20 protein-coding genes are annotated in these 21047 nt (G+C 70.9%); 6 read left to right on the top strand and 14 right to left on the bottom strand.

Annotation, left to right across the window (positions count from 1 at the left end; all coding sequences use genetic code 11):
• Positions 1-283 precede the first annotated feature (283 nt).
• From IEY56_RS16680 to IEY56_RS16670, 3 genes are all read left to right on the top strand, one after another.
• Positions 284-565, top strand: coding sequence for a GlsB/YeaQ/YmgE family stress response membrane protein (locus tag IEY56_RS16680; protein WP_189038068.1), 282 nt, complete (start codon positions 284-286; stop codon positions 563-565).
• 88 nt (positions 566-653) lie between these two features.
• On the top strand, positions 654-1862 hold the full coding sequence (locus IEY56_RS16675) for a TerD family protein (protein ID WP_189037981.1): 1209 nt from the start codon (positions 654-656) through the stop codon (positions 1860-1862).
• 248 nt (positions 1863-2110) lie between these two features.
• Positions 2111-3508, top strand: coding sequence for an NADP-dependent succinic semialdehyde dehydrogenase (locus IEY56_RS16670; RefSeq protein WP_189037980.1), 1398 nt, complete (start codon positions 2111-2113; stop codon positions 3506-3508).
• 323 nt (positions 3509-3831) lie between these two features.
• Here IEY56_RS16670 and IEY56_RS16665 read toward each other — a convergent pair whose 3' ends face one another.
• Positions 3832-5154, bottom strand: coding sequence for a YeeE/YedE family protein (locus tag IEY56_RS16665; protein ID WP_189037979.1), 1323 nt, complete (start codon positions 5152-5154; stop codon positions 3832-3834).
• 520 nt (positions 5155-5674) lie between these two features.
• On the opposite strand from IEY56_RS16665, the gene IEY56_RS16660 reads away from it, so the two are divergent.
• Positions 5675-6439: a crotonase/enoyl-CoA hydratase family protein gene (locus IEY56_RS16660; protein WP_189037978.1), complete on the top strand. Its 765-nt coding sequence runs from the start codon at positions 5675-5677 to the stop codon at positions 6437-6439.
• Positions 6440-6515: 76 nt separating this feature from the next.
• Here the strand turns inward: IEY56_RS16660 and IEY56_RS16655 are convergent, their stop codons facing one another.
• Entirely contained in the window at positions 6516-8096 is a 1581-nt protein-coding gene (locus IEY56_RS16655; protein ID WP_189038067.1) for a hypothetical protein, read from the bottom strand.
• Between the two features lie 315 nt (positions 8097-8411).
• Between IEY56_RS16655 and IEY56_RS16650 the strand changes: the two genes are divergently transcribed.
• Positions 8412-10256, top strand: coding sequence for a DUF8508 domain-containing protein (locus tag IEY56_RS16650; protein WP_189037977.1), 1845 nt, complete (start codon positions 8412-8414; stop codon positions 10254-10256).
• Between the two features lie 181 nt (positions 10257-10437).
• Positions 10438-11022: a Uma2 family endonuclease gene (locus IEY56_RS16645; protein WP_189037976.1), complete on the top strand. Its 585-nt coding sequence runs from the start codon at positions 10438-10440 to the stop codon at positions 11020-11022.
• Here IEY56_RS16645 and IEY56_RS16640 read toward each other — a convergent pair.
• From IEY56_RS16640 to IEY56_RS16585, 12 genes are all read right to left on the bottom strand, one after another.
• A complete protein-coding gene (locus tag IEY56_RS16640; RefSeq protein WP_189037975.1) occupies positions 10976-11824 on the bottom strand; it encodes an EI24 domain-containing protein in 849 nt (282 codons plus the stop codon). The genes IEY56_RS16645 and IEY56_RS16640 overlap by 47 nt on opposite strands.
• A gap of 124 nt (positions 11825-11948) precedes the next feature.
• Positions 11949-12938: a 2,3,4,5-tetrahydropyridine-2,6-dicarboxylate N-succinyltransferase gene (gene dapD, locus IEY56_RS16635; protein ID WP_189037974.1), complete on the bottom strand. Its 990-nt coding sequence runs from the start codon at positions 12936-12938 to the stop codon at positions 11949-11951.
• Positions 12939-13054: 116 nt separating this feature from the next.
• Positions 13055-13657 (bottom strand): TetR/AcrR family transcriptional regulator, encoded by a 603-nt coding sequence (locus IEY56_RS16630; RefSeq protein ID WP_189037973.1) that lies wholly within the window; start codon positions 13655-13657, stop codon positions 13055-13057.
• Positions 13657-13977, bottom strand: coding sequence for a DMT family transporter (locus tag IEY56_RS16625; RefSeq protein ID WP_189037972.1), 321 nt, complete (start codon positions 13975-13977; stop codon positions 13657-13659). The genes IEY56_RS16630 and IEY56_RS16625 overlap by 1 nt, the downstream gene beginning before the upstream one ends.
• A 174-nt stretch (positions 13978-14151) precedes the next feature.
• On the bottom strand, positions 14152-14481 hold the full coding sequence (locus IEY56_RS16620) for a metal-sulfur cluster assembly factor (RefSeq protein WP_189037971.1): 330 nt from the start codon (positions 14479-14481) through the stop codon (positions 14152-14154).
• The gene (gene sufU / locus IEY56_RS16615) at positions 14478-14945 is read right to left on the bottom strand and encodes a Fe-S cluster assembly sulfur transfer protein SufU (RefSeq protein ID WP_189037970.1); all 468 of its coding nucleotides are present in this window, start codon (positions 14943-14945) and stop codon (positions 14478-14480) included. Before sufU ends, IEY56_RS16620 begins: the two co-directional genes overlap by 4 nt.
• A 44-nt stretch (positions 14946-14989) precedes the next feature.
• Complete coding sequence (locus tag IEY56_RS16610; RefSeq protein ID WP_189038066.1) at positions 14990-16243, bottom strand: cysteine desulfurase; 1254 nt, start codon at positions 16241-16243, stop codon at positions 14990-14992.
• A 5-nt stretch (positions 16244-16248) separates the two neighbouring features.
• Positions 16249-17013, bottom strand: coding sequence for a Fe-S cluster assembly ATPase SufC (sufC, locus tag IEY56_RS16605; RefSeq protein WP_189037969.1), 765 nt, complete (start codon positions 17011-17013; stop codon positions 16249-16251).
• Positions 17014-17020: 7 nt separating this feature from the next.
• Positions 17021-17362 (bottom strand): non-heme iron oxygenase ferredoxin subunit, encoded by a 342-nt coding sequence (locus tag IEY56_RS16600; RefSeq protein WP_189037968.1) that lies wholly within the window; start codon positions 17360-17362, stop codon positions 17021-17023.
• Positions 17359-18567, bottom strand: coding sequence for a Fe-S cluster assembly protein SufD (sufD, locus tag IEY56_RS16595; RefSeq protein ID WP_189037967.1), 1209 nt, complete (start codon positions 18565-18567; stop codon positions 17359-17361). Before sufD ends, IEY56_RS16600 begins: the two co-directional genes overlap by 4 nt.
• Before the next feature lie 127 nt (positions 18568-18694).
• On the bottom strand, positions 18695-20116 hold the full coding sequence (sufB, locus tag IEY56_RS16590) for a Fe-S cluster assembly protein SufB (RefSeq protein WP_189037966.1): 1422 nt from the start codon (positions 20114-20116) through the stop codon (positions 18695-18697).
• A complete protein-coding gene (locus IEY56_RS16585) occupies positions 20113-21042 on the bottom strand; it encodes a helix-turn-helix transcriptional regulator (RefSeq protein ID WP_189037965.1) in 930 nt (309 codons plus the stop codon). The genes sufB and IEY56_RS16585 overlap by 4 nt, the downstream gene beginning before the upstream one ends.
• Positions 21043-21047 lie beyond the last annotated feature (5 nt).

The raw sequence follows: 21047 nt of genomic DNA, 5'->3' as shown, positions 1-21047 counted from the left end.
GCCGCAGACGGCAACGAGCGGCCGGCCGGCCGCTGCGATCGCCGCACCCGCGCCGCGCCGCGCCGCCCCGACTCCCCTCCGGACGAGGCGAGTCGGGCCCGCCGGTCCCCATCACCGCCGCCACGCGGGCCAGTTGCAGGGAGGCGGATGCCAACCCGCTGCACTGAAGCGCAAGTCAGCGGGCATGATGGTCACCGAACCGATCAGCACGGTCGCCACGGGGAGGCGCTTCACCATGTTCTTCATCGCAGACACCGATCCGGAGTCGGCCCTGTCCGGCCTCATGGAGTCCGGGGTCGTCAGCTGGCTGATCCTGGGGCTCGTCGCCGGCACCGTCGCCAAGGTCCTCCTCCCGGGCCGCGATCCGGGCGGGCTGCTCGGCACGATCCTCATCGGTATCGTCGGCGCCTTCCTCGGCGGCTGGCTCTCCTCGACGTTCCTCGACCGGTCGGTGGACCACGACTTCTTCGATCCGGCGCTGTGGGTCGCGGCCATCGCGGGATCGCTGGTGCTGCTGATCGCCTACCGCATCTTCTTCGGCCACTCGCGGGAACGGCGCCGCTGACCCTCACCTGCGCTCACCCCCGGCTCACCTGCGCTCTCGGCAAAGGAACCGCAAAGCCAGGCCGCTCGTTACGACCGGCATGACCGCAATGACTCCTGGCTCGAACCTTCCGCTGACCACACCGCGGGTCGCCGTGGAAGTGACCGCACCGACCCGGCTCGACGTGTCGGGGCTGCTGCTCGGCGAGCAGGGAAAGGTTCGATCGGACGACGACTTCGTCTTCTACAACCAGCCCACCGCCCCGGGCGTGACGCACAGCAGCGGCGCCGCCGACACCATCACCGTCGACACCGCCGCGGTGCCCGCCGACGTGCACAAGGTCGTCGTCACGGCCAGCCTCGACGCCCCCGGTGCCGCCTTCGCCGGCACGGAACCGACGGCGACCGTACGGGACGCCGATACGCAGGCGGTCGTCGCCACGTTCACCCCGCCCCAGCTCGGCGCGGAGACGGCCCTCGTCGTGATCGAGGTCTACCGCCGCGGAAACGCGTGGAAGGTGCGCGCTGTCGGCCAGGGCTACGCCAACGGACTCGGCGGTATCGCCACCGACTTCGGCGTCAACGTCGAGGAGCCCGCGGCGCCGCAGGCGGCGCCCGCTCCCCCGCCCACCCCGCACGCGCCTCCGCCGCAGCCCGCACCGCAGGCGGCGCCCGCTCCCCCGCCCACGCCCGCCGCTCAGCCCGCGCCGTCCGCCCCGCCCGCCAACGTAAAGATCAACCTGGACAAGGGCAGGGTCAGCCTGCAGAAGAACCAGACGGTCTCGCTCACCAAGGGCGGGCGCCCCGTGCTCACCACGGTGAAGATGGGCCTCGGCTGGGAGCCCGCGTACAAGGGGCGCGGGAGGGCCCAGGACATCGACCTGGACGCCTCCGTCATCGCCTACGACGCCAACCGCAAGAAGGTCGACGCCTGCTACTTCGGCAAGCTCGTCATCCTCAACGGCGTCGTGCAGCACTCCGGCGACAACCTCACCGGTGAGGGCGGCGGCGACGACGAGGTGATCACCGTCCATCTCGGCGACCTCCCGCCGCAGGTCTCGGGGCTGGTCTTCACCGTGAACTCCTTCTCCGGGCAGAAGTTCACCGAGGTGGCCAAGGCGTACTGCCGCCTCATCGACGCGGGCAGCGACCAGGAGCTGGTGAGGTTCGACCTCAGCAACGCGGAGCCGCGCACCGGCGTCCTGATGTGCAAGCTGGTCCGCCAGTTCTCCGGCGAGTGGGACATGACGGCACTGGGCGAGTACGTCGACTCGCGCACCGTCCGCGGAATGGTCAAGCCGGGAGGCGCCGCGCTGTGACGGTGCCGGCGGAGGGGCGGGCCCGGCGGCCCGCACCTCCGCCGCTCTCCCCGTCTCTCCCGTCGCCCCTTCCCCCACCTCGCTTCTCTCCGTCCGCTGCCGCTTCCGGCGCCCGCGACGAGCCATAGGGCGCCCGATCCGGGGTACCGCGAAGGGCGCGGAGCGCCGGCGCCCGTGCGGACAGCCGGCGTCCGTACTGCGCGGACGCGCAGACAGGCTCCCGAAGCAGGCAGAAGGAGGCGCTTCACATGGCCATCGCCACCGTGAATCCGGCCACGGGCGAGACCCTCAAGACGTTCGACGCGCTGAACGCCGGCGAGATCGAAGAGCGGCTCGTCCGGGCGGACAGGGCGTTCGGCGAGTACCGCCTGACCGATTTCGCCCACCGCGCCGGGCTCATGCACCGCGCCGCAGACCTGCTCGAGGAGGACCAGGAGAGCGTCGCCCGCACCATCACCACGGAGATGGGCAAGACGCTCGCCTCCGCGCGGGCCGAGGTGGCCAAGTGCGTCAAGGCGATGCGCTGGTACGCCGAGCACGCCGAGAAGCTGCTCGCCGACGAGCGGCCCGAGCAGGCCGACGTCGAGGACTCGGGCGCGGTGCGGGCCTTCGTGCGCTACCGCCCCCTCGGCACGGTACTGGCGGTCATGCCGTGGAACTTCCCCCTGTGGCAGGTGGTCCGCTTCGCCGCTCCGGCCCTCATGGCGGGCAACACGGGCCTGCTGAAGCACGCGTCGAACGTCCCGCAGACCGCCCTCTACATGGAAGAGCTCTTCCGCAGGGCGGGGTTCCCCGAAGGCGTCTTCCAGACCCTGCTGATCGGCTCCGGCGCCATCGCGGACCTCCTGCGCGACGAGCGCGTCGCCGCGGCGACGCTGACCGGCAGCGAACCCGCGGGCCGCTCCGTCGCCTCGATCGCGGGCGACGAGATCAAGAAGACGGTGCTCGAACTGGGCGGAAGCGACCCGTACCTCGTGATGCCCTCCGCCGACCTGGACAAGGCCGTGCGGACCGCCGTCACCGCCCGCGTGCAGAACGCCGGGCAGTCGTGCATCGCCGCGAAGCGCTTCATCGTCCACACCGACGTCTTCGAGCAGTTCTCCTCGGGATTCGTGGAGCGCATGGCGTCGCTCAAGGTCGGCGACCCGATGGACGAGGAGACCGACGTCGGTCCGCTCTCCAGCGCGAACGGCCGCTCCGACCTGGAGGAGCTCGTCGACGACGCGACCCGTCGCGGAGCCACCGCCCTGTGCGGAGGCGGGCGCCCGCAGCACCTCACGAACGGCTACTTCTACGAGCCCACGGTGCTCACCGGCATCACGGAGGCGATGCGGGTGCACCGCGAGGAGGCCTTCGGCCCCGTCGCGTCGCTCTACCGCGTGGCCGACCTCGACGAGGCGATCGACCTGGCCAACGACACGCCCTTCGGGCTCAGCTCCAACGCCTGGACCCGCGACCCCGCCGAACAGGAACGGCTCACCCGCGACCTGGCGGCCGGAGCCGTCTACTTCAACGGCATGACGGCCTCGCATCCCGGACTGCCCTTCGGCGGCACCAAGCGTTCCGGGTACGGGCGCGAGCTGGCCGGGCACGGCATCCGCGAATTCTGCAACGCGACGACGGTGTGGTTCGGGCCCGAGGGGTGACCCGTACGGCCGAGGAGGCCGGAGCCGGCGCGGAAGCCGGAAACCGGCCCGGGAGCCGGAGCCGCGCGGCCACGTCCCCGTGGGGACGGGCCGCGCGCGCCGGACAGCCGGGCGGGCGACGGTGCTCTCCGGACCGGTGGGGGCCGGTGGGGACCGGGCGGGCGGACATCCGGGGAGAGGGTCCGCCCGCCTGGCCTTTGCCGGGCCGCGGGTGACGGAGCGCGGGAACAAGGGCGCTCCGGCACCCTCAGCCCGATGAACCCCTCAGCCTGTAGGCGCCGTCGGAGCGCCTCGCCTCTGCGCTGTGCGCCTCCTGAGAGCCGTCAGCAGACTCCGTCGCGCGGAGCGGGGTTGCCCAGCCGGAACAGCGGCCGGAGTTTCAGGCCCGCGTACGTCCCGGCGATCGCGGCGGCCGCCCAGATCCACCCGTGCAGGCTGCCGGAGGCGATTCCCGCCAGGTAGGCGCCGATGTTGCAGCCGCCCGCGATCCTGGCGCCGATCCCCATCAGCACGCCCCCGAGGACGGCGCCCACGCCGCGGCGCAGGGCGATCCCTCGGTGCAGCGTCCACACGCCGCCCGCCGCAGCGGCCAGGGCGGCGCCGATCATGATGCCGAAGTCGGTGAGGCTGGTCTTGTCCGCCAGGACCGGCCCGGAGAGCTGAACGGCGTTCTTCGGCTCCTGCCAGTACGCCCACGTCTCCGGCGAGGCGCCCAGCGCGCCCGCCAGCTTCGAACCCCACAGGGCGAACGCGCTGGTCACGCCCCATGCGCCGCCCGAGACCAGCAGCACGCCCGCACCCAGTACTGCGAGCACGACGGCACCGGCGGCCAACGGCCACGAACCCCGCACCGTACGGGCGAGGGCGCCGCGGGCCGAGGGCGGGGCGCCCAGGGGCGGCGGGTTGCGCCGCGCCTGGATCTTCCGGGAGACGACCACGACGAGGGCGAGCAGCGCCAGGGTCAGCGCCAGGGAGCCCGGCCAGCCCAGCCCGTCGGAGAAGAGGACCGGCTCGAAGGCCGGCAGGTCACGCCAGAGGCCGTACTGCCAGGCCGCGAGCGTCGATCCGGCGATGAAGCCGCCCAGCGTGAGCACGATCGTGCTCTGCCCGGAGCCGACGGCGAAGAGCGTACCGGAGGCGCAGGCCCCGCCGATCTGCATGCCGACGGCGAAGAGGAAGGCTCCGGCGAGCAGCCCGACGCCGAGCGGACCGGTGCTGGGGGCCGGCGCGGTACCGAACAGCCCCGTCCCCGAGCCGATCACGAGCGCGAAGAGCGTGGCCGTCGTCCCGAGCAGCAGGGCGTGCGCCCGCATTCCCGCGCCGTTCCCCACGGCGACAAGCTGGCGCCAGGCCGAGGTGAAGCCGAAGCGCGAGTGGAAGAGCCCGACGCCGAGGCCCACTCCGAGGAGGAGCAGGATGCCCGGCTTCGCCCCGTGGACCGCCCACACATACGCGGTGAGGACGGCACCGAGCACGCCGGCGACGAGGAGGGGCAGGCGCCGCACGGGCGGTACGGGGTCGGCGTCGGGCGCGGGTACGCGCGTCGGCGCGGGCTCGAACCAGGCGAGCTTGCGGAGGGGGCGTTCCGTCCGGTCCGGACTGTCCGTGCCGGCGGGCGTCGCTCCGGAGGGTGGTGCGGTGGTCACGAGGTAACTCCGGTCGGTGCGGGAGGGGCGGTGAAGAGGGGACCAGGCAGGGCAGGCCCGGGAGGCAGTCCGAGGGGCGGGGCCGCCCGGTTCGGTCGCGCCGTGGGCGGGCGCTGGAGGCGTCGCGGGCCGCCCGGCGAGTGCCGGATCGGGAGCGCCACGGGCCGACGGCCGGCACGGGAGCGGTCCGCGGGTTCAGCGGACCGGAGAGGGGCCGGCGGGGGCGCGGGGCGCGGCGTTCAGCGTCGACAGAGTGCGTCGTCGACGCTCCACGCCGTGGCCGCGAAGAGCGCGAGTGCCAGATGGCGCGTGGTACCGAACATGCGCAGCAGGCTACTTCAAGCCATCCATATGACGGAATCGCGTCTCGCTCAGCGAGACACCACCGTCCGCGGGGCGGCGGGGGCCGCGTGGGGCCTGTCCCGGCGCCCACCGATAGGGTCCTCTGGCGCCGCCGCGCGCCCCCGCCGCCCGGGGCCGGGCGCACTCAACCGTCCTGACACACACGGAGGTCGCGTCCATGGCCGTACGCACCGAGAAGCAGGGGCCGGTCACGACGGTGATCCTCTCCCGCCCCACCGCGCGCAACGCCGTGGACGGCGAGACGGCGCAGGCGCTCGCGGACGCCTTCAAGGCATTCGAGGCGGACACCGAGGCGCTGGTCGCGGTCCTGTGGGGTGAGGGCGGCAGCTTCTGCGCCGGCGCGGACCTCAAGGCCATCGGGACGGACCGGGCCAACCGCGTCGCCCCCGGCGGGGACGGCCCGATGGGCCCCACGAGGCTCCGCCTCTCGAAGCCCGTGATCGCGGCGGTCGCCGGCCACGCAGTCGCCGGAGGGCTCGAACTCGCCCTGTGGTGCGATCTGCGGGTCGCCGAGGAGGACGCCGTCTTCGGCGTCTTCTGCCGCCGATGGGGCGTCCCTCTCATCGACGGCGGTACGGTGCGCCTGCCGCGCCTGATCGGCACGAGCCGCGCCCTGGACCTCATCCTCACCGGCCGGCCGGTCCCCGCGTCCGAGGCGTACGGGATGGGGCTCGTCAACCGCCTCGTCCCGCCCGGCACTTCACGCTCCGCCGCCGAGGAACTGGCGGCCGGGATCGCCCGGTTCCCGCAGACCTGCCTGCGCGGCGACCTCGCCTCGGTACACGAGCAGCACGGCCTGACCGAGGAGGAGGCGATGGCCCGCGAACTGCGTCACGGCCAGGAGGCGCTGCGCGAAGCCGGCGAGGGTGCGGCGCGCTTCGCCGCCGGGGCCGGCCGGCACGGCGACTTCGACGCCATCTGAACCTCGCCGCCCGCCGGCAGGAGGACCGCGGCCCGCGAAGTCCCGTCCCGCAGGCCGCGTCCGTCGCCGCCGGGGCTCAGGCCTCCAGCCGGCTGCGCGCCTTGAAGGCCGCCTTACGGGCCTCCTTGGCCGTCTGCCTGTCGGGGTGCACCCGGCCCATCGCCTCCAGCACCTCGGCGGTCGCCGGGTGGTCGACCCGCCATGCCTTGTCGAAGAATCCGGTGTGCTGGTCCACCAACCCCTGGACCAGTCCCCGAAGTTCGGCCGCCTCCCCGGCTGTCGCCAGCTGGGCCGCGATCGTGTCGACCGTGAGCCAGAAGACCATCTCCTGGTCCGGCTGCGGCACGTCGTCCGCTCCGTGCTCGACGAGCCACACCCGGGCCAGACCGCCCAGCTCCCTGTCCTCCAGCACGTCCCGGAGGGCCGGTTCGGCCTCCCTGCCCAGCAGCGAGAGGGCCTGCTGACAGGCGAGCCGGCGCGAGGGCGCGTGCTCGTCCATGCCGTGTGCCGCGCCGAGGAGTTCGCGGGCGGCTTCGAGGGGCGTACGGGCGGCGAGCCAGGACTCGATCTCGGCCCGGGCGTTCTCCTCCGTGTACTCCGAGAGCGCGCCGAGCAGTTCGGCGCCTCCCGCTCCGGCCAGGTCCCCGACCGCGGGCGCCTCGATACCGGCCTCCTTGATGCGGGTACGGACGCCGTGGACGCCGAGGGGGGTCAGCTTCACCATGCCGTAGCGGGAGACGTCCTCGTCGTCGAGCTGCTCCGGCAGCTCCGTGTCCTCGTCGGACTCCTCCGTCAACGCCTCGTCCACGGGCCGGTATTCGACGAGCCCGGTGGGCGCGAGCATCCGGAACTGCTCGTCGAGCCTCATCATGGCCGCGGATACGGCTTCGAGGACCTCGTCCGTGGGTTCCTCCATGTCGTCGGGGACGATCATGGAGGCGGCGAGCACGGGGAGCGGCACCATCGCACCGGCGGAGACGGCCTGGTCCGTCGCCGTGAGGAGGTAGAGGTTGGCGAGCGCTCCGTCGAGGAAGTCGGCCTCCTCCTCCGGGTTCCAGTCGAGGTCGTCGAGGTCGATGGCGTCCGGGTCGATCTTCCCGTCCTCGTCCGTGACAGCGTCGAGATCGCCCACCAGGTCCTCGAAGCTGGGGGCGGCGGCGTCGGCGAGGACGCTCTCCAGACCGCCCTGCCAGATCTCCAGCACGTCCAGCGGGCTGCCGCCGCCCCTGAGCTGGGCCAGTTCCTCGCCGGGTCGGGCGAACCCCACGGGTTCCTCGGTCAGCGTCCGCGCGGCCCCGCTCTCCGCGGAGCCAGCCGTGCCGCCCTCGTCCTCGTCGCCGTCCTCCTCGACCTCCAACAGCCCTGTGTCGACGGCCAGATGCCACGCCTGGTCCGTGTGCGCGGCCCCGTCCTCGTCCTCGGAGAGCCCCAGGTGCGCCACGGCCTCCTTCATCTGCGGGGCGAGGAGTTCCCCGCCCGCCCCGACCGGGACGCCCTTGCCGCCGGACCCTCCCGTGGCGTCGGCGCCTCCGTCCCCCGCCCAGCTCGCCAGCCTGGCGGCCCGCGCGAAGAGCGGGGCGGCCAGCGCGTCCCGGGCCAGCTCGGCTTCGGACGGCAGCCGTACGGGCGGCATGGCGGGGCGTTCGCCACCGGTCATCTCACCGGACATCAGCGCGTTCATCTCCTACGGGGTGCTACTCACTGCCGGAATGGTGCGGCCCCAGCGTAGACGGGATGTGTCCCGTGCTGCCCGAATCGCACGGCTCGCCACCCCGGCATCCGAGAGTGACACTACGATCGCGGTGAGTGTCACCAGGCGGGCACCGGGCGAGAGTTGCGTCGCAGTCGTGACAACCGGCTGGTCTTCTTCTTGACAACTCGGGTTTCGGCGCCAGACTTTACGCGCGTAGAGAATCACGGATCCTCACGAACGCCCGGACCACCGTCCGTAAACCCCCCTCCGGAGGCACCGTTGTCGTCACGTCTGGCCCGCTCCTCGGCTCTCACCGTCGTGGCGCTGTGTTCCACACTCATCGTCCTGCCCGCCCCCTCCGCGGCCGGTGCCACCGCCAAGTCGCCGCGCGTGCACGAGATCCAGGGCAGCACGCGGATATCCCCCTACGCGGGCGAGCGCGTCACCGGCGTACCCGGAGTCGTCACAGCGGTACGCGTGTTCGGCAAGGCCCGCGGCTTCTGGATGCAGGACCCCAAGCCCGACAACGACCCCGCGACGAGCGAGGGCATCTTCGTCTTCACCGGCGAGGAGACTCCCGACGTGATGGCCGGGGACCAGGTACGGGTCTCCGGCGAGGTGAGCGAGTTCTACCCGGGCGGCAGGGAGTCGGGCGGCCAGTCCGTCACGCAGCTGACGAAGGCGGAGTGGACCAAGACGGACAAGAAGCGGAAGCTGCCCCGCGCGGTCACCCTGGACGGCGGCAGGATCCCCGACGAGTACGCGCCCCCCGCCGAGGACGGCGGCGACATCGAGCCGCTCGCGCTGCGCCCCGGCGACTTCGCCCTCGACCTCTACGAGTCCCTGGAGGGCATGCGGACGCAGGTCGAGGACGCCGCGGTCACCGGGCCCACCACGAAGTACGACGAGGTGTGGGTCACCGCGGACCGCTTCGAGAACCCGACACCTCGCGGCGGCACGCTCTACGGCGGCTACGACCAGCAGAACGGCGCCCGCGTGAAGGTCAGTTCGCTCCTTCCCGCCGAGATACAGCCGTTCCCGAAGGCCGACGTCGGCGACAAGCTGAGCGGCAGGACCGCCGGCCCGCTGGACTTCGACAGCTTCGGCGGCTACTCGATCCGCGCCACGGATCTGGGCGAGCTGGAGGACAACGGCCTCGCCCGGGAGAAGACGCGCAAGCAGCACAAGGGCGAACTCTCCGTCGCCACCTACAACGTGGAGAACCTCTCCCCGAAGAGCGAGCCGGAGAAGTTCACCCGCCTCGCCGAGGCCCTCGTGCAGAACCTCGCCTCGCCGGACATCGTCGCGGTGGAGGAGGTGCAGGACAACTCCGGTCCCGACGACGACGGGACGGTCGCCGCCGACGAGACGCTGAAGAAGCTGACCGAGGCCGTCGAGGCGGCCGGCGGGCCCTCGTACGACTGGCGCCAGATCGACCCCGCCGACAAGGCGGACGGCGGGCAGCCCGGCGGCAACATACGTGTCGCGTTCCTCTTCAACCCGGAGCGCGTCTCCTTCACCGACCGCAAGGGCGGCGACGCCGACACCGCGGTGGAGGTGACGGACGAGGACGGCACCCCTCAGCTCTCGGCGAACCCGGGCCGCATCGAGCCGCAGAACGAGGCGTGGAAGGCGAGCCGCAAGTCGCTCGCCGGTGAGTTCACCTTCCGCGGGCGGCAGGTCTTCGTCGTGGCGAACCACTTCAGCTCCAAGGGCGGCGGCGACCTCGAGGGCGACCAGCCCCTGGACGGCCGCATCCAGCCCCCGGCGCGCCACTCCGAACCGCAGCGCATCGAGCAGGCGAAGCTGGTCAACTCCTTCGCGAAGCAGGTCCAGTCCGTCGACCCCGACGCCGCTGTGATCGCCGCCGGCGACCTCAACGACTTCCCCTTCTCCCCCAGCCTCGACGCCCTGCGGGCCGACGAAGCCCTCACCAGCCCGATGGACCGGCTGCCCGCGAACGAGCGCTACGGCTACGTCTTCAACGGCAACTCCCAGGCCCTGGACCACGCCCTGACCAGTCCGGGCGTCGGCTGGGTGGACTACGACATCGTGCACATCAACTCGGAGTTCCACGACCAGACCAGCGACCACGACCCCTCGGTGATCCGGTTCCGTCCCTGACGGGCCCCCGGGCTCCCAGCCCACCCCGACCTGCCCGGCGGGCGCCTCTCACCGGAGGCGCCCGCCGGCTCGCTTACCGTGACCTTTTCGCAGTCGTATCGTTGAACCTGCGGCTACGCCGCACGGCGTGATAGGGGAGGGAGCGGCACGATGACAAGTCGAGCTCACCGACAGGATCGAGATGGCCGACAGCAGCGAACCTAGCCTGGACGACTTGTTCGAGCTGTTGGAGCGGATGCCCGTCCCCGAAGGCTACAAGGCCGAGATCGTGGAGGGTACGGTCCACATGGCGCCGCAGCGGGACACCCATTGGGAGATCATCCGCAGAATCGTCCGATCCCTTGAGGACAGATTCGGCGTGGACGTCCAAGTGAAGTCGGACGTGCGGATCGACTTCCCCGGCCACAAGAACGGTTTCGCACCGGACGTGGCGAAGCTCAAGGAAGGCGCGGTGCGGGACGCGCGGGGCCGCTGGCGTTACCAGGACGTCGAGTTCATCGCCGAGGTCGTCTCCAAGGGAACGGGAGCCGACGACTACGGCCCCAAGCTGCGGGCGTACTCGACGGCAGGGGTGCCCGTCTATCTGATCGCCGATCCCTATCTCGGGCGGTGCCACCTCTACACCCGGCCCAAGGACCCGGCCGGCTACCGGAGCGAGTTGACCGTCGACTTCGGCACCCCCGTCGACCTGACCACGACGCTCCTGGGGATGACGCTGCCTACTGCGAGCTTCCCCCGGGAGGCCGAGTCCCGGCAGCCGGGTTGACCCGGGGGTCGGCCGCCGCGCCGCCCTGGACCTCCCCGGCCGCCACGTCACCGTCCCCGCCCGTTCCGGCGTCCATCAGGTCCCGTACGAGCAGCGCCGCCCCGGCCACCGCACCCGGCATCAGCACCACCGCCACCAGCGGCACCAGGAACGCCAGCACCAGCGGGACGCCGAAGCCGAGGGCGAGCGCCCTGCGCGTACGCAGGATCGCCAGCCGCTCCCGTACGGGGATGCCGCGGCGCTGCATGGCGACCGAGACGAGTTCGAGCGTGAGGAAGAAGCCGGACACGCAGAAGCCCAGCGCCGGGACGACCGTCTGGCCGATCACCGGCACGAAGCCGAGGAAGAAGAGCGGCACGGCGAAGAGCAGGGCCCTCCACAGTACGTAGAGGCTGTCGCACAGCGACGCCCACAGTTCGAGCCAGAGCGGGCGGTCGAGGCCCTCGGGGCAGTCGCCCTCGGACTCCTCGACCTGTTCGGAGAGCTTCTCGTAGAAGGGATCGCCGACGAGGAGCGTCACCGCCGTGAAGGTGAGCACGGACAGCAGCAGCGCGCCCAGCCAGAGCAGCACCGCGAAGAGGCCGCGCAGGATCGAACGCCAGGTCTCGTCCCAGCCGTCTGCGAACGGGGTGGCCCACGCCGCGACGTCGTCCGCCCAGAAGGCGAGCGCCGCGAGAGCCGCCGCGTACAGCACGAACGTGACGAGCGCGGGCAGCAGGCCGAAGCCGAACCACCGTCCGTGCCCGAGGACCCAGCGCTGGCCGCGCCCCAAATACCGTACTCCTGCCGCAAGATCGCGCATGCCCGTAAGCCTATGGCCTACGGGCATGCGCGGTGAACTTCGGGCCGGCACCCGCCCCGGGAGTCGCGGAGGCTCCTCACGCGGCGGCCGCCGAGGGCCGAACTCCCCTGTCTGCGCCGCGGGTTCAGTTGCTGTGCAGGGCCTCGTTCAGCCCGCCCCACGAGCCGGTGCGCTGCAGGACCTCGACCGTGCCGGTCGTCGAATTGCGGCGGAAGAGAAGGTTGTTGGCGCCGGAGAGCTCCAGGGCCTTGACGATCTTCCCGTCCGGCAGCGAGACGCGCGTACCGGCCGTCACGTAGAGGCCGGCCTCGACGATGCAGTCGTCGCCGAGCGAGATGCCGATGCCCGCCTCGGCACCGAGCAGGCAGCGCTCGCCGATGGAGATCGTCTGCTGACCGCCGCCGGAGAGGGTGCCCATGATCGAAGCGCCGCCGCCGATGTCGGAGCCGTCGCCCACGACGACGCCCGCGCTGATCCGGCCCTCCACCATGGACTTGCCCAGCGTGCCCGCGTTGAAGTTGACGAAGCCCTCGTGCATCACCGTCGTGCCCTCGGCGAGGTGCGCGCCGAGACGCGCGCGGTCGGCGTCGGCGATGCGCACACCAGCCGGCGCGACGTAGTCCGTCATGCGCGGGAACTTGTCGACGCTGGTGACGCTCAGGTGCTTGCCCGCCGCACGGGCCGCGAGCCGCACCTGCTCCAGGCGGTCGACGGCGACGGGGCCGAGGTTCGTCCAGGCGACGTTCGTGAGCAGACCGAAGAGACCTTCGAGGCTCTGCCCGTGCGGCCGCACCAGGCGGTGGCTGAGCAGGTGAAGTCGCAGGTACGCGTCGTGGGCGTCGAGCGGCTTGTCCTCCAGCGAGGTGATGACCGTGCGTACGGCCACGATCTCGACACCGCGCACAGGATCGGTGCCGAGCGCCTTCGGTGCGGCCTCCCCCATCGCCTCGGCGGCGCTCTCGGGGCTCAGCCGGTCGCTTCCGGCGGGCACACCGGGCTCCGCGACGAGTTCGGGGGCGGGGAACCAGGTGTCCAGGACCTTGTCCCCGGCGATCGTGGCGAGCCCGACGGCGACGGCGCCGGTCGTACGGGTGGTGGTGGCAGCTTGGGTCATGTATCGAACGCTATCGGCCCGCGCGTGGCCGATGCCAACCGGTCTCAGCAGGCGGAGCGCCCGGCGGACGTGCCCTCCCGTCCGGGGCGAGCGGTCCCCTCACCGGCCCCGGAGTCTCAGGGTTCGCCAGTGACGCGGGCGAGCGCCGACCGCACGGCCTGCCGGTCGAAGGGCCGGTCGGTGAGCAGGAGCTGGAGAAGCAGGCCGTCGATGAGCGCGACGAGGACACGTGCCGTGGCCTCGTCGGCGGTATGGCGGGCGAGTATCCGCGCCATCTCGTCGCACCAGGCGGCGGCGACGGGCTGCAGGGCCGGGCGGCGCAGCGCGGCCAGGTAGAGCTCGTACTCCAGGCGGATGCGGCCCCGGCCGCCGTGCGCGTACTCGTCGAGGAGACGGGTGAGGGCGTCGGCGAGGGTGAGCCCCCGTCCTTCCGTCGCCTGCGGCCCGGCGCCGTGCGCCGGTGCGGGCCGTCCCACCTCCGCCAGCACGTCCTCCCAGTCCGTCATCGCGCTGCTCGGCTCTCTGGTGACCTGTTCGAGCGCCGCGACGAGCAGATCGTCGAGGCTGGCGAAGTGGTAGGTCGTCGAGCCGAGCGGGACGTCCGCCTCCGCGGCGACGGTCCGGTGCGACAGTCCGGCGATGCCCTTGAACTCGGCGATGCGGATGGCGGCGTCGATGATTCGCTGCCGCCGCCCGGGGTCGAAGCGGCGGACGGCCATCAGTGCGCGCTCCCCAGGTTGAGCAGCATGACCCCGGCGATGACGAGCACGATGCCCGCGATCTTCGCGACACTGACCGATTCCCCGATGAAGACGATCCCGATCACGGCGATCGCGGCCGTGCCGACGCCTGACCAGATCGCGTAGGTCGTGCCCACGGCCATCGTCTTGAGCGTCTGGGCGAGCAGCACGAAGGCGACCGTGTAGCCGGCGGCGGTGGCGAGCGTCGGCCAGAGCCTGCTGAACCCGTAGCTGTACTTCATCGCGGTGGTGCCCAGGACCTCCGCCAGGATCGCCCCTATGAGCGTCACGTAGACCATGGCCACGAGCCTACAGAGCGATGCGTACGGCCGTACACAACTGCGCCGCTCCGATCGTGTCGATTCCGGAGAACTCAGACAAGGAAGGCACAGAAAGGCGTGCCCCGGCATGAATGCCGGGGCACGCCCGAGGTGAGGCTGGCGGGTCGACGTGCCCGCGCGAGAGCGGACGGCTCAGACGTTGAAGCCCAGCGCCCGCAGCTGCTCGCGGCCGTCGTCCGTGATCTTGTCCGGGCCCCACGGGGGCATCCAGACCCAGTTGATCTTCAGTTCCTTGACGATGCCCTCGGTCGCGGACTTGGCCTGGTCCTCGATGACGTCGGTCAGCGGGCACGCCGCCGAGGTGAGCGTCATGTCGATCGTCGCGACGTTCGACTCGTCGACGTGGACCCCGTAGATCAGGCCCAGGTTGACGACGTCGATGCCCAGCTCCGGGTCCACGACGTCCAGAAGCGCCTCGCGGACCTCGTCCTCGCCCGCGGGCTTCGTTGTGGTCTCGGTCATGCGGTCTTCTCCTTTACCGAGTCCTCGCCCAGCGCCTGGGCGGTGGCGTCCTTCCATGCCATCCAGCTCAGCAGAGCACACTTCACACGTGCCGGGTACTTCGAGACCCCGGCGAACGCGACGGCGTCCTCCAGCACGTCCTCCATGGCCTCGTCCGGCTCGATCTTCCCGCGGGACTGCATCAGCTCCAGGAAGGTCTGCTGGATGGTGCGTGCCCGGTCCAGCTCCTTGCCGACCAGCAGCTCGTTCAGCACCGAGGCGCTGGCCTGGCTGATGGAGCAGCCCTGGCCCTCGTAGCTGACGTCGCGAACCGTCTCGCCGTCGTACCGCACGCGCAGGGTGATCTCGTCGCCGCACGTCGGGTTGACGTGGTGCACCTCGGCGTCGCCCTCTCGCAGGCCCTTGCCGTGCGGATTCTTGTAGTGGTCCAGGATCACTTCCTGGTACATGGAGTCCAGCTTCACGAGTCGTCCGTCCGTCCAGTCCTCAGCTGCGGCTTCGTCTCCGCCTAGGCGAAGAAGTTCCGTACGTGTTCCACACCCTCGGCCAGGGCGTCCACCTCTGCCGGCGTGGAGTACAGATAGAACGACGCCCGCGTGGTCGCAGGAATTCCGTACCGGAGGCAGACGGGCCGCGCGCAGTGGTGGCCGACACGGACCGCGATGCCCTGCTCGTCGAGCACCTGCCCCACGTCGTGAGGGTGGATGTCCCCGAGCGTGAAGGAGATCGCCGCGCCCCGGTCCTCGGCCGTGGTGGGGCCGATGAAGCGCAGGTCGGGGATCTCCTTGAGCTTGCTGACCGCGTACTCGGTCAGCGCGTGCTCATGTGCCTCGATCTTGTCCATGCCGATCGACGACAGGTAGTCGACGGCCGCGCCGAGACCGACCGCCTGAGCGATCGGCGGCGTGCCCGCCTCGAACTTGTGCGGCGCGGGCGCGTACGTGGACGCGTGCATCGTCACGGTCTCGATCATCTCGCCGCCGCCGAGGAACGGCGGCAGGTCGTCCAGCAGCTCCTGCCGCCCCCACAGCACGCCGATGCCCGTCGGACCGCACATCTTGTGCCCCGTGAAGGCCACGAAGTCCGCCTGCAGCGCCTGCACGTCCAGCACCATGTGCGGCGCCGCCTGCGAGGCGTCGACGACGACGAGCGCACCGACCTCCTGGGCACGCCGGACGATCGCTTCGACCGGGTTGATCGTGCCCATGATGTTGGAGACCAGCGTGAAGGAGACGACCTTGGTCTTCTCCGTGATGACCTGCTCGATCGACGACAGGTCCAGCCGGCCCTCGTCGGTCAGCCCGAACCACTTCAGCTTCGCGCCCGTGCGCTGCGAGAGCAGCTGCCACGGGACGATGTTGGAGTGGTGCTCCATCTCCGTGATGACGATCTCGGTGTCGTGCTCGACGCGGTAGGGCTCGTCCGCCCAGCCCAGCATGTTCGCCACGAGGTTGAGCGACTCCGAGGCGTTCTTCGTGAAGACGACCTCGTCACGGCTCGGCGCGTTGATGAAGCCCGCGACCTTGTCGCGCGCCCCCTCGTACAGCGCCGTGGCCTCCTCCGCGAGGACGTGCACACCGCGGTGGACGTTGGCGTTGTGCCGCTCGTTGTAGTCGCTCATCGCGTCGAGCACCTGGCGCGGCTTCTGCGAGGTCGCCGCGTTGTCCAGGTACACGACCTTCTTGCCGTCATGGACCACGCGGTCCAGGATCGGGAAGTCCTTGCGGATCGCCTCGGTGTCGAGCAGACCCGGAAGCGTCACGTCACTCACGAAGCGGCGCCTCCCTTCACGTATGCCTCGTAGCCCTCTTCCTCGAGCTTGTCGGCCAGCTCCGGGCCGCCGGACTCGGCGATCCGGCCCTTGGCGAAGACGTGCACGTGGTCGGGCTTGATGTAGCGCAGGATGCGCGTGTAGTGGGTGATCAGCATGGTGCCGACCTCGCCGCCCTCGCGGACGCGGTTGACACCCTCGGAGACCACCCGCAGCGCGTCCACGTCGAGGCCGGAGTCGGTCTCGTCGAGGATGGCGACCTTCGGCTTGAGGAGCTCCAGCTGGAGGATCTCGTGCCGCTTCTTCTCACCGCCGGAGAAGCCCTCGTTGACGTTCCGCTCGGCGAAGGACGGGTCGATCTGCAGGCGCTCCATGGCCTCCTTGACCTCCTTCACCCACAGCCGCAGCTTGGGGGCCTCGCCGCGCAGCGCCGTCGCGGCGGTGCGCAGGAAGTTGGAGACGGAGACGCCGGGCACCTCGACCGGGTACTGCATGGCCAGGAAGACGCCCGCGCGGGCGCGCTCGTCCGGGGACATCTCCAGTACGTCCTCGCCGTCGAGGCGCACGGACCCGCCCGTGATCGTGTACTTGGGGTGGCCCGCGAGGGAGTACGCGAGGGTGGACTTGCCGGAGCCGTTCGGCCCCATGATCGCGTGCGTCTCGCCCTGCTTCACGGTCAGGTCGACGCCGCGCAGGATCTCGTTCGGGCCGTTCTCGGCGTTGACGGAGACGTGCAGGTCGTTGATCTCAAGCGTTGCCATGGGGACTTCAGGACTCCTGGGTCACGGAGACGAGAACAGCCGCTTCAGGGCCCTCGCCTTCGATTTTTACGGGGTACACGGGTACGGGTCGGGTCGCCGGAAGCCCGGAGGGCTTGCCGGTGCGCAGGTCGAAGCTTGAGCCGTGCAGCCAGCACTCGATCTGGCAGTCTTCGACCTCCCCTTCGGACAGCGAGACGTTCGCGTGCGAGCAGATGTCGTTGACCGCGAACACCTCGCCCTCCGTACGAACGAGAGCGATCGGCACGCCTTCGAGCTCCACCCTCTTCGGGGTGTCCTCCTCCAGCTCGCCGAGTGCCGCCACGCGGACGAAGCCTTCGCCGCTGCTCATACGGACGTCTCCAGCTCGGTCTCGATCTTCTCGATGAGGCGCTCCTCCACGTCCGGCAGCCCGATCTGCTGGACGAGTTCGGCGAAGAAGCCCCGGACGACCAGCCGGCGGGCCTCCTGCTCGGGGATGCCCCGGGCCTGGAGGTAGAACAGCTGCTCGTCGTCGAACCGGCCGGTCGCCGAGGCGTGCCCCGCCCCGACGATCTCACCGGTCTCGATCTCGAGGTTCGGCACCGAGTCGACCCGCGCGCCGTCGGTGAGGACGAGGTTGCGGTTCAGCTCGTAGGTGTCGGTGCCGGTGGCCGCGGCGCGGATCAGCACGTCGCCGATCCAGACCGCGTGCGCCTGCTCACCCTGCAGGGCGCCCTTGTAGACCACGTTGCTCCGGCAGTTGGGCGTGTCGTGGTCGACGAACAGCCGGTGCTCGTGGTGCTGGCCGTCGTCGGTGAAGAACAGGCCGTAGAACTCGGCCTCGCCGCCGGGGCCCGCGTAGTTCACACGCGGATGCAGCCGGACCACGTCACCGCCGAAGGTGACGACGATCGACTTGTACGTCGCGTCGCGGCCCACGAGCGCGTTGTGCTGCGAGCAGTGGACCGCGGTGTCGTCCCAGTCCTGCACGGAGACCACGGTCAGCTTGGCGCCGTCGCCGACGACGAACTCCACGTTCGCGGCCCGCACGGCGTCGCCGGTGTGGTCGATGACGATGACGGCTTCCGCGAAGTCCTGCACCTCGAAGACGGTGTGCCCGTAGCTGACGCCGCCCTCGCCGTGCAGCGAGACCCGCACCGGCTCCTTCAGCACGGCCTCCTTGGGCACGGTGACGACCGAGGCCTTCTCGAACGAGGAGAACGCCTGCGCGGCGACCCGGTCGACCGGCTTGCCGGCACGGCCGACGCGCGCGTCGTCACGGGCGACCGTCTCCACCGTCACGCCCTCGGGCGCGTCGACCTGGACCTTGAGGCCACCGGAGGCCTGGGCCGAACCGTCGTGCAGTCCCTTGAGCCGCTCCAGCGGCGTGAAGCGCCATTCCTCTTCCCGGCCGTGCGGCACGGGGAAGTCCGCCACGTCGAAGGAGGGCGGTGCACTCATCCGGGTGGCGACGGTGGACTCAGCTGCCACCGCGATCGAGCCGGTGGTGTTCGAACCAACCGGTGGGGGTCCTCCCTGGACGACGTCCTTGGGGGAGTTCTGAGCCTCAGCCATGGCGCTCGTACTGCTCACTCTCTGAAAACGGAACCTGCTTGGGAACCTCGGACGAAAAGCTGCTGGAAGGTGCTGGAGGAGGGGCGGCCGCGGCGGCACCGCGGCCGCCCCCCGCACGGTACGGCCGTCAGCCGACCGCGCCCTCCATCTGCAGCTCGATCAGCCTGTTGAGTTCCAGCGCGTACTCCATCGGGAGTTCCTTCGCGATGGGCTCGACGAAGCCTCGGACGATCATCGCCATCGCCTCGTCCTCGGACAGGCCCCGGCTCATCAGGTAGAAGAGCTGGTCGTCGCTGACCTTGGAGACGGTGGCCTCGTGGCCCATCGTCACGTCGTCCTCGCGGACGTCGACGTACGGATAGGTGTCCGAACGGGAGACGGTGTCCACCAGCAGCGCGTCGCACAGCACGTTGGACTTCGACCCCTCCGCGCCCTCGGCGATCTCGATGAGGCCGCGGTAGGACGTGCGGCCGCCGCTGCGGGCCACCGACTTGGAGACGATGTTCGAGGACGTGCGCGGCGCCATGTGCACCATCTTCGCGCCGGCGTCCTGGTGCTGGCCCTCGCCGGCGAAGGCGACCGAGAGCGTCTCGCCCTTGGCGTGCTCGCCCATGAGGTAGACGGCCGGGTACTTCATGGTGACCTTGGAGCCGAGGTTGCCGTCGACCCACTCCATGGTCGCGCCCTCGTAGGCCACGGCGCGCTTGGTGACCAGGTTGTAGACGTTGTTCGACCAGTTCTGGATCGTCGTGTAGCGGCAGCGGCCGCCCTTCTTGACGATGATCTCGACGACGGCGGAGTGCAGCGAGTCCGAGTCGTAGATCGGAGCCGTGCAGCCCTCGACGTAGTGCACGTAGGCGTTCTCGTCGACGATGATCAGCGTCCGCTCGAACTGGCCCATATTCTCCGTGTTGATGCGGAAGTAGGCCTGCAGCGGGATGTCGACGTGCACGCCCGGCGGGACGTAGATGAAGGAACCGCCGGACCACACCGCGGTGTTGAGCGCGGCGAACTTGTTGTCACCGGGCGGGATGACCGTGCCGAAGTGCTCCTGGAAGATCTCCGGGTGCTCGCGCAGCGCCGTGTCGGTGTCCAGGAACAGCACGCCCTGCTGCTCCAGGTCCTCGCGGATCTGGTGGTAGACGACCTCCGACTCGTACTGCGCGGCCACGCCCGCGACGAGGCGCTGCTTCTCCGCCTCCGGGATGCCGAGCTTGTCGTAGGTGTTCTTGATGTCCTCGGGCAGGTCCTCCCATGTCTGGGCCTGCTTCTCCGTGGACCGCACGAAGTACTTGATGTTGTCGAAGTCGATGCCCGAGAGGTCCGAGCCCCAGTTGGGCATGGGCTTCTTCTCGAAGAGCCGGTGCCCCTTGAGACGCAGCTTCAGCATCCAGTCGGGCTCGTTCTTCTTCCCCGAGATGTCGCGGACGACCTCCTCGGAGAGGCCACGCTTCGCGGTGGCACCGGCCGTGTCGGAGTCGGCCCAGCCGTATTCGTACTTGCCCAGTCCCTCGAGTTCCGGGTGAGCAGTCTCCGTAGGAGAGGTCATGCGGGGTTCCTCCCGGCGGTGTGGTTCGCAGGTGCTGTGGTGGCCTTGCTGGTTCTGCTGGTGGTGCTGGTGGTCTCGTCGGCGGCGCGGTCCGGCGGCCCGGACCCGCCGCGGGGTCTCCCCGGCGGAGGCAGGGGATGGGCGGACGGGACGAAGGTCGTGCACACCCCGTCGCCGTGGGCGATGGTCGCCAGCCTCTGGACGTGGGTTCCGAGCAGGCGGGAGAAGACCTCCGTCTCCGCCTCGCACAGCTGCGGGAACTGCTCAGCGGTGTGAGCCACCGGGCAGTGGTGCTGGCAGAGCTGCTCTCCCCAGGAGCTACCCCCGGCGGAAGCGGGCGCGCTGCGCGCAGTGGCAGCGTACCCGTCCTTGGAGAGCGCCTCTGCCAGAGCCCTGGTGCGCTCCTCGGGCGGTACCCGCTCGAGTGCGCGGCGGTACTGCTCGGCCTGTTCGGCCACGCGGGCCCTGGCGAAGTCCGCGACCGCGGCCTCACCGCGCTCGCCGCCTCCGGCAGTCCGCGCGATCCAGCGGAGGGCGTCCGCGGCGAGCCTGTCGTAATCCTGATCGAAGGCGTCCCGGCCGCCGTCCGTGAGTGCGAAGACCTTGGCGGGCCGTCCCCTGCCCCGCGAGCCGTAGACCCGCTTCTCGCGCGGCTCGACGACTCCCTCGCCGACGAGCGCGTCGAGGTGCCGCCGGACGGCGGCGGGAGTCAGCTCCAGGCGCCTGGCCAGCTCCGCTGCGGTGGAAGGGCCGTGGTCGAGGATCGAGCGGGCCACCTTGTTGCGCGTCCCGCGCTGCTCCTCGTGCCCGCCCGCGCCGGGCTGGCTTCCGGACGGTTCCGCGGCTGCGTTTCCGGGCGCAGCAGAACCGCCGGCGGCCGCTGCGGCCGCCGATCGCGTCTGATGTCCCTCAGCCGTCTTTTTCACAACGC

The sequence above is a fragment of the Streptomyces daqingensis genome (genome assembly GCF_014645895.1).
GTDB lineage: Bacteria > Actinomycetota > Actinomycetes > Streptomycetales > Streptomycetaceae > Streptomyces > Streptomyces daqingensis.
This window is presented reverse-complemented; position numbering and strand designations above follow the sequence as displayed.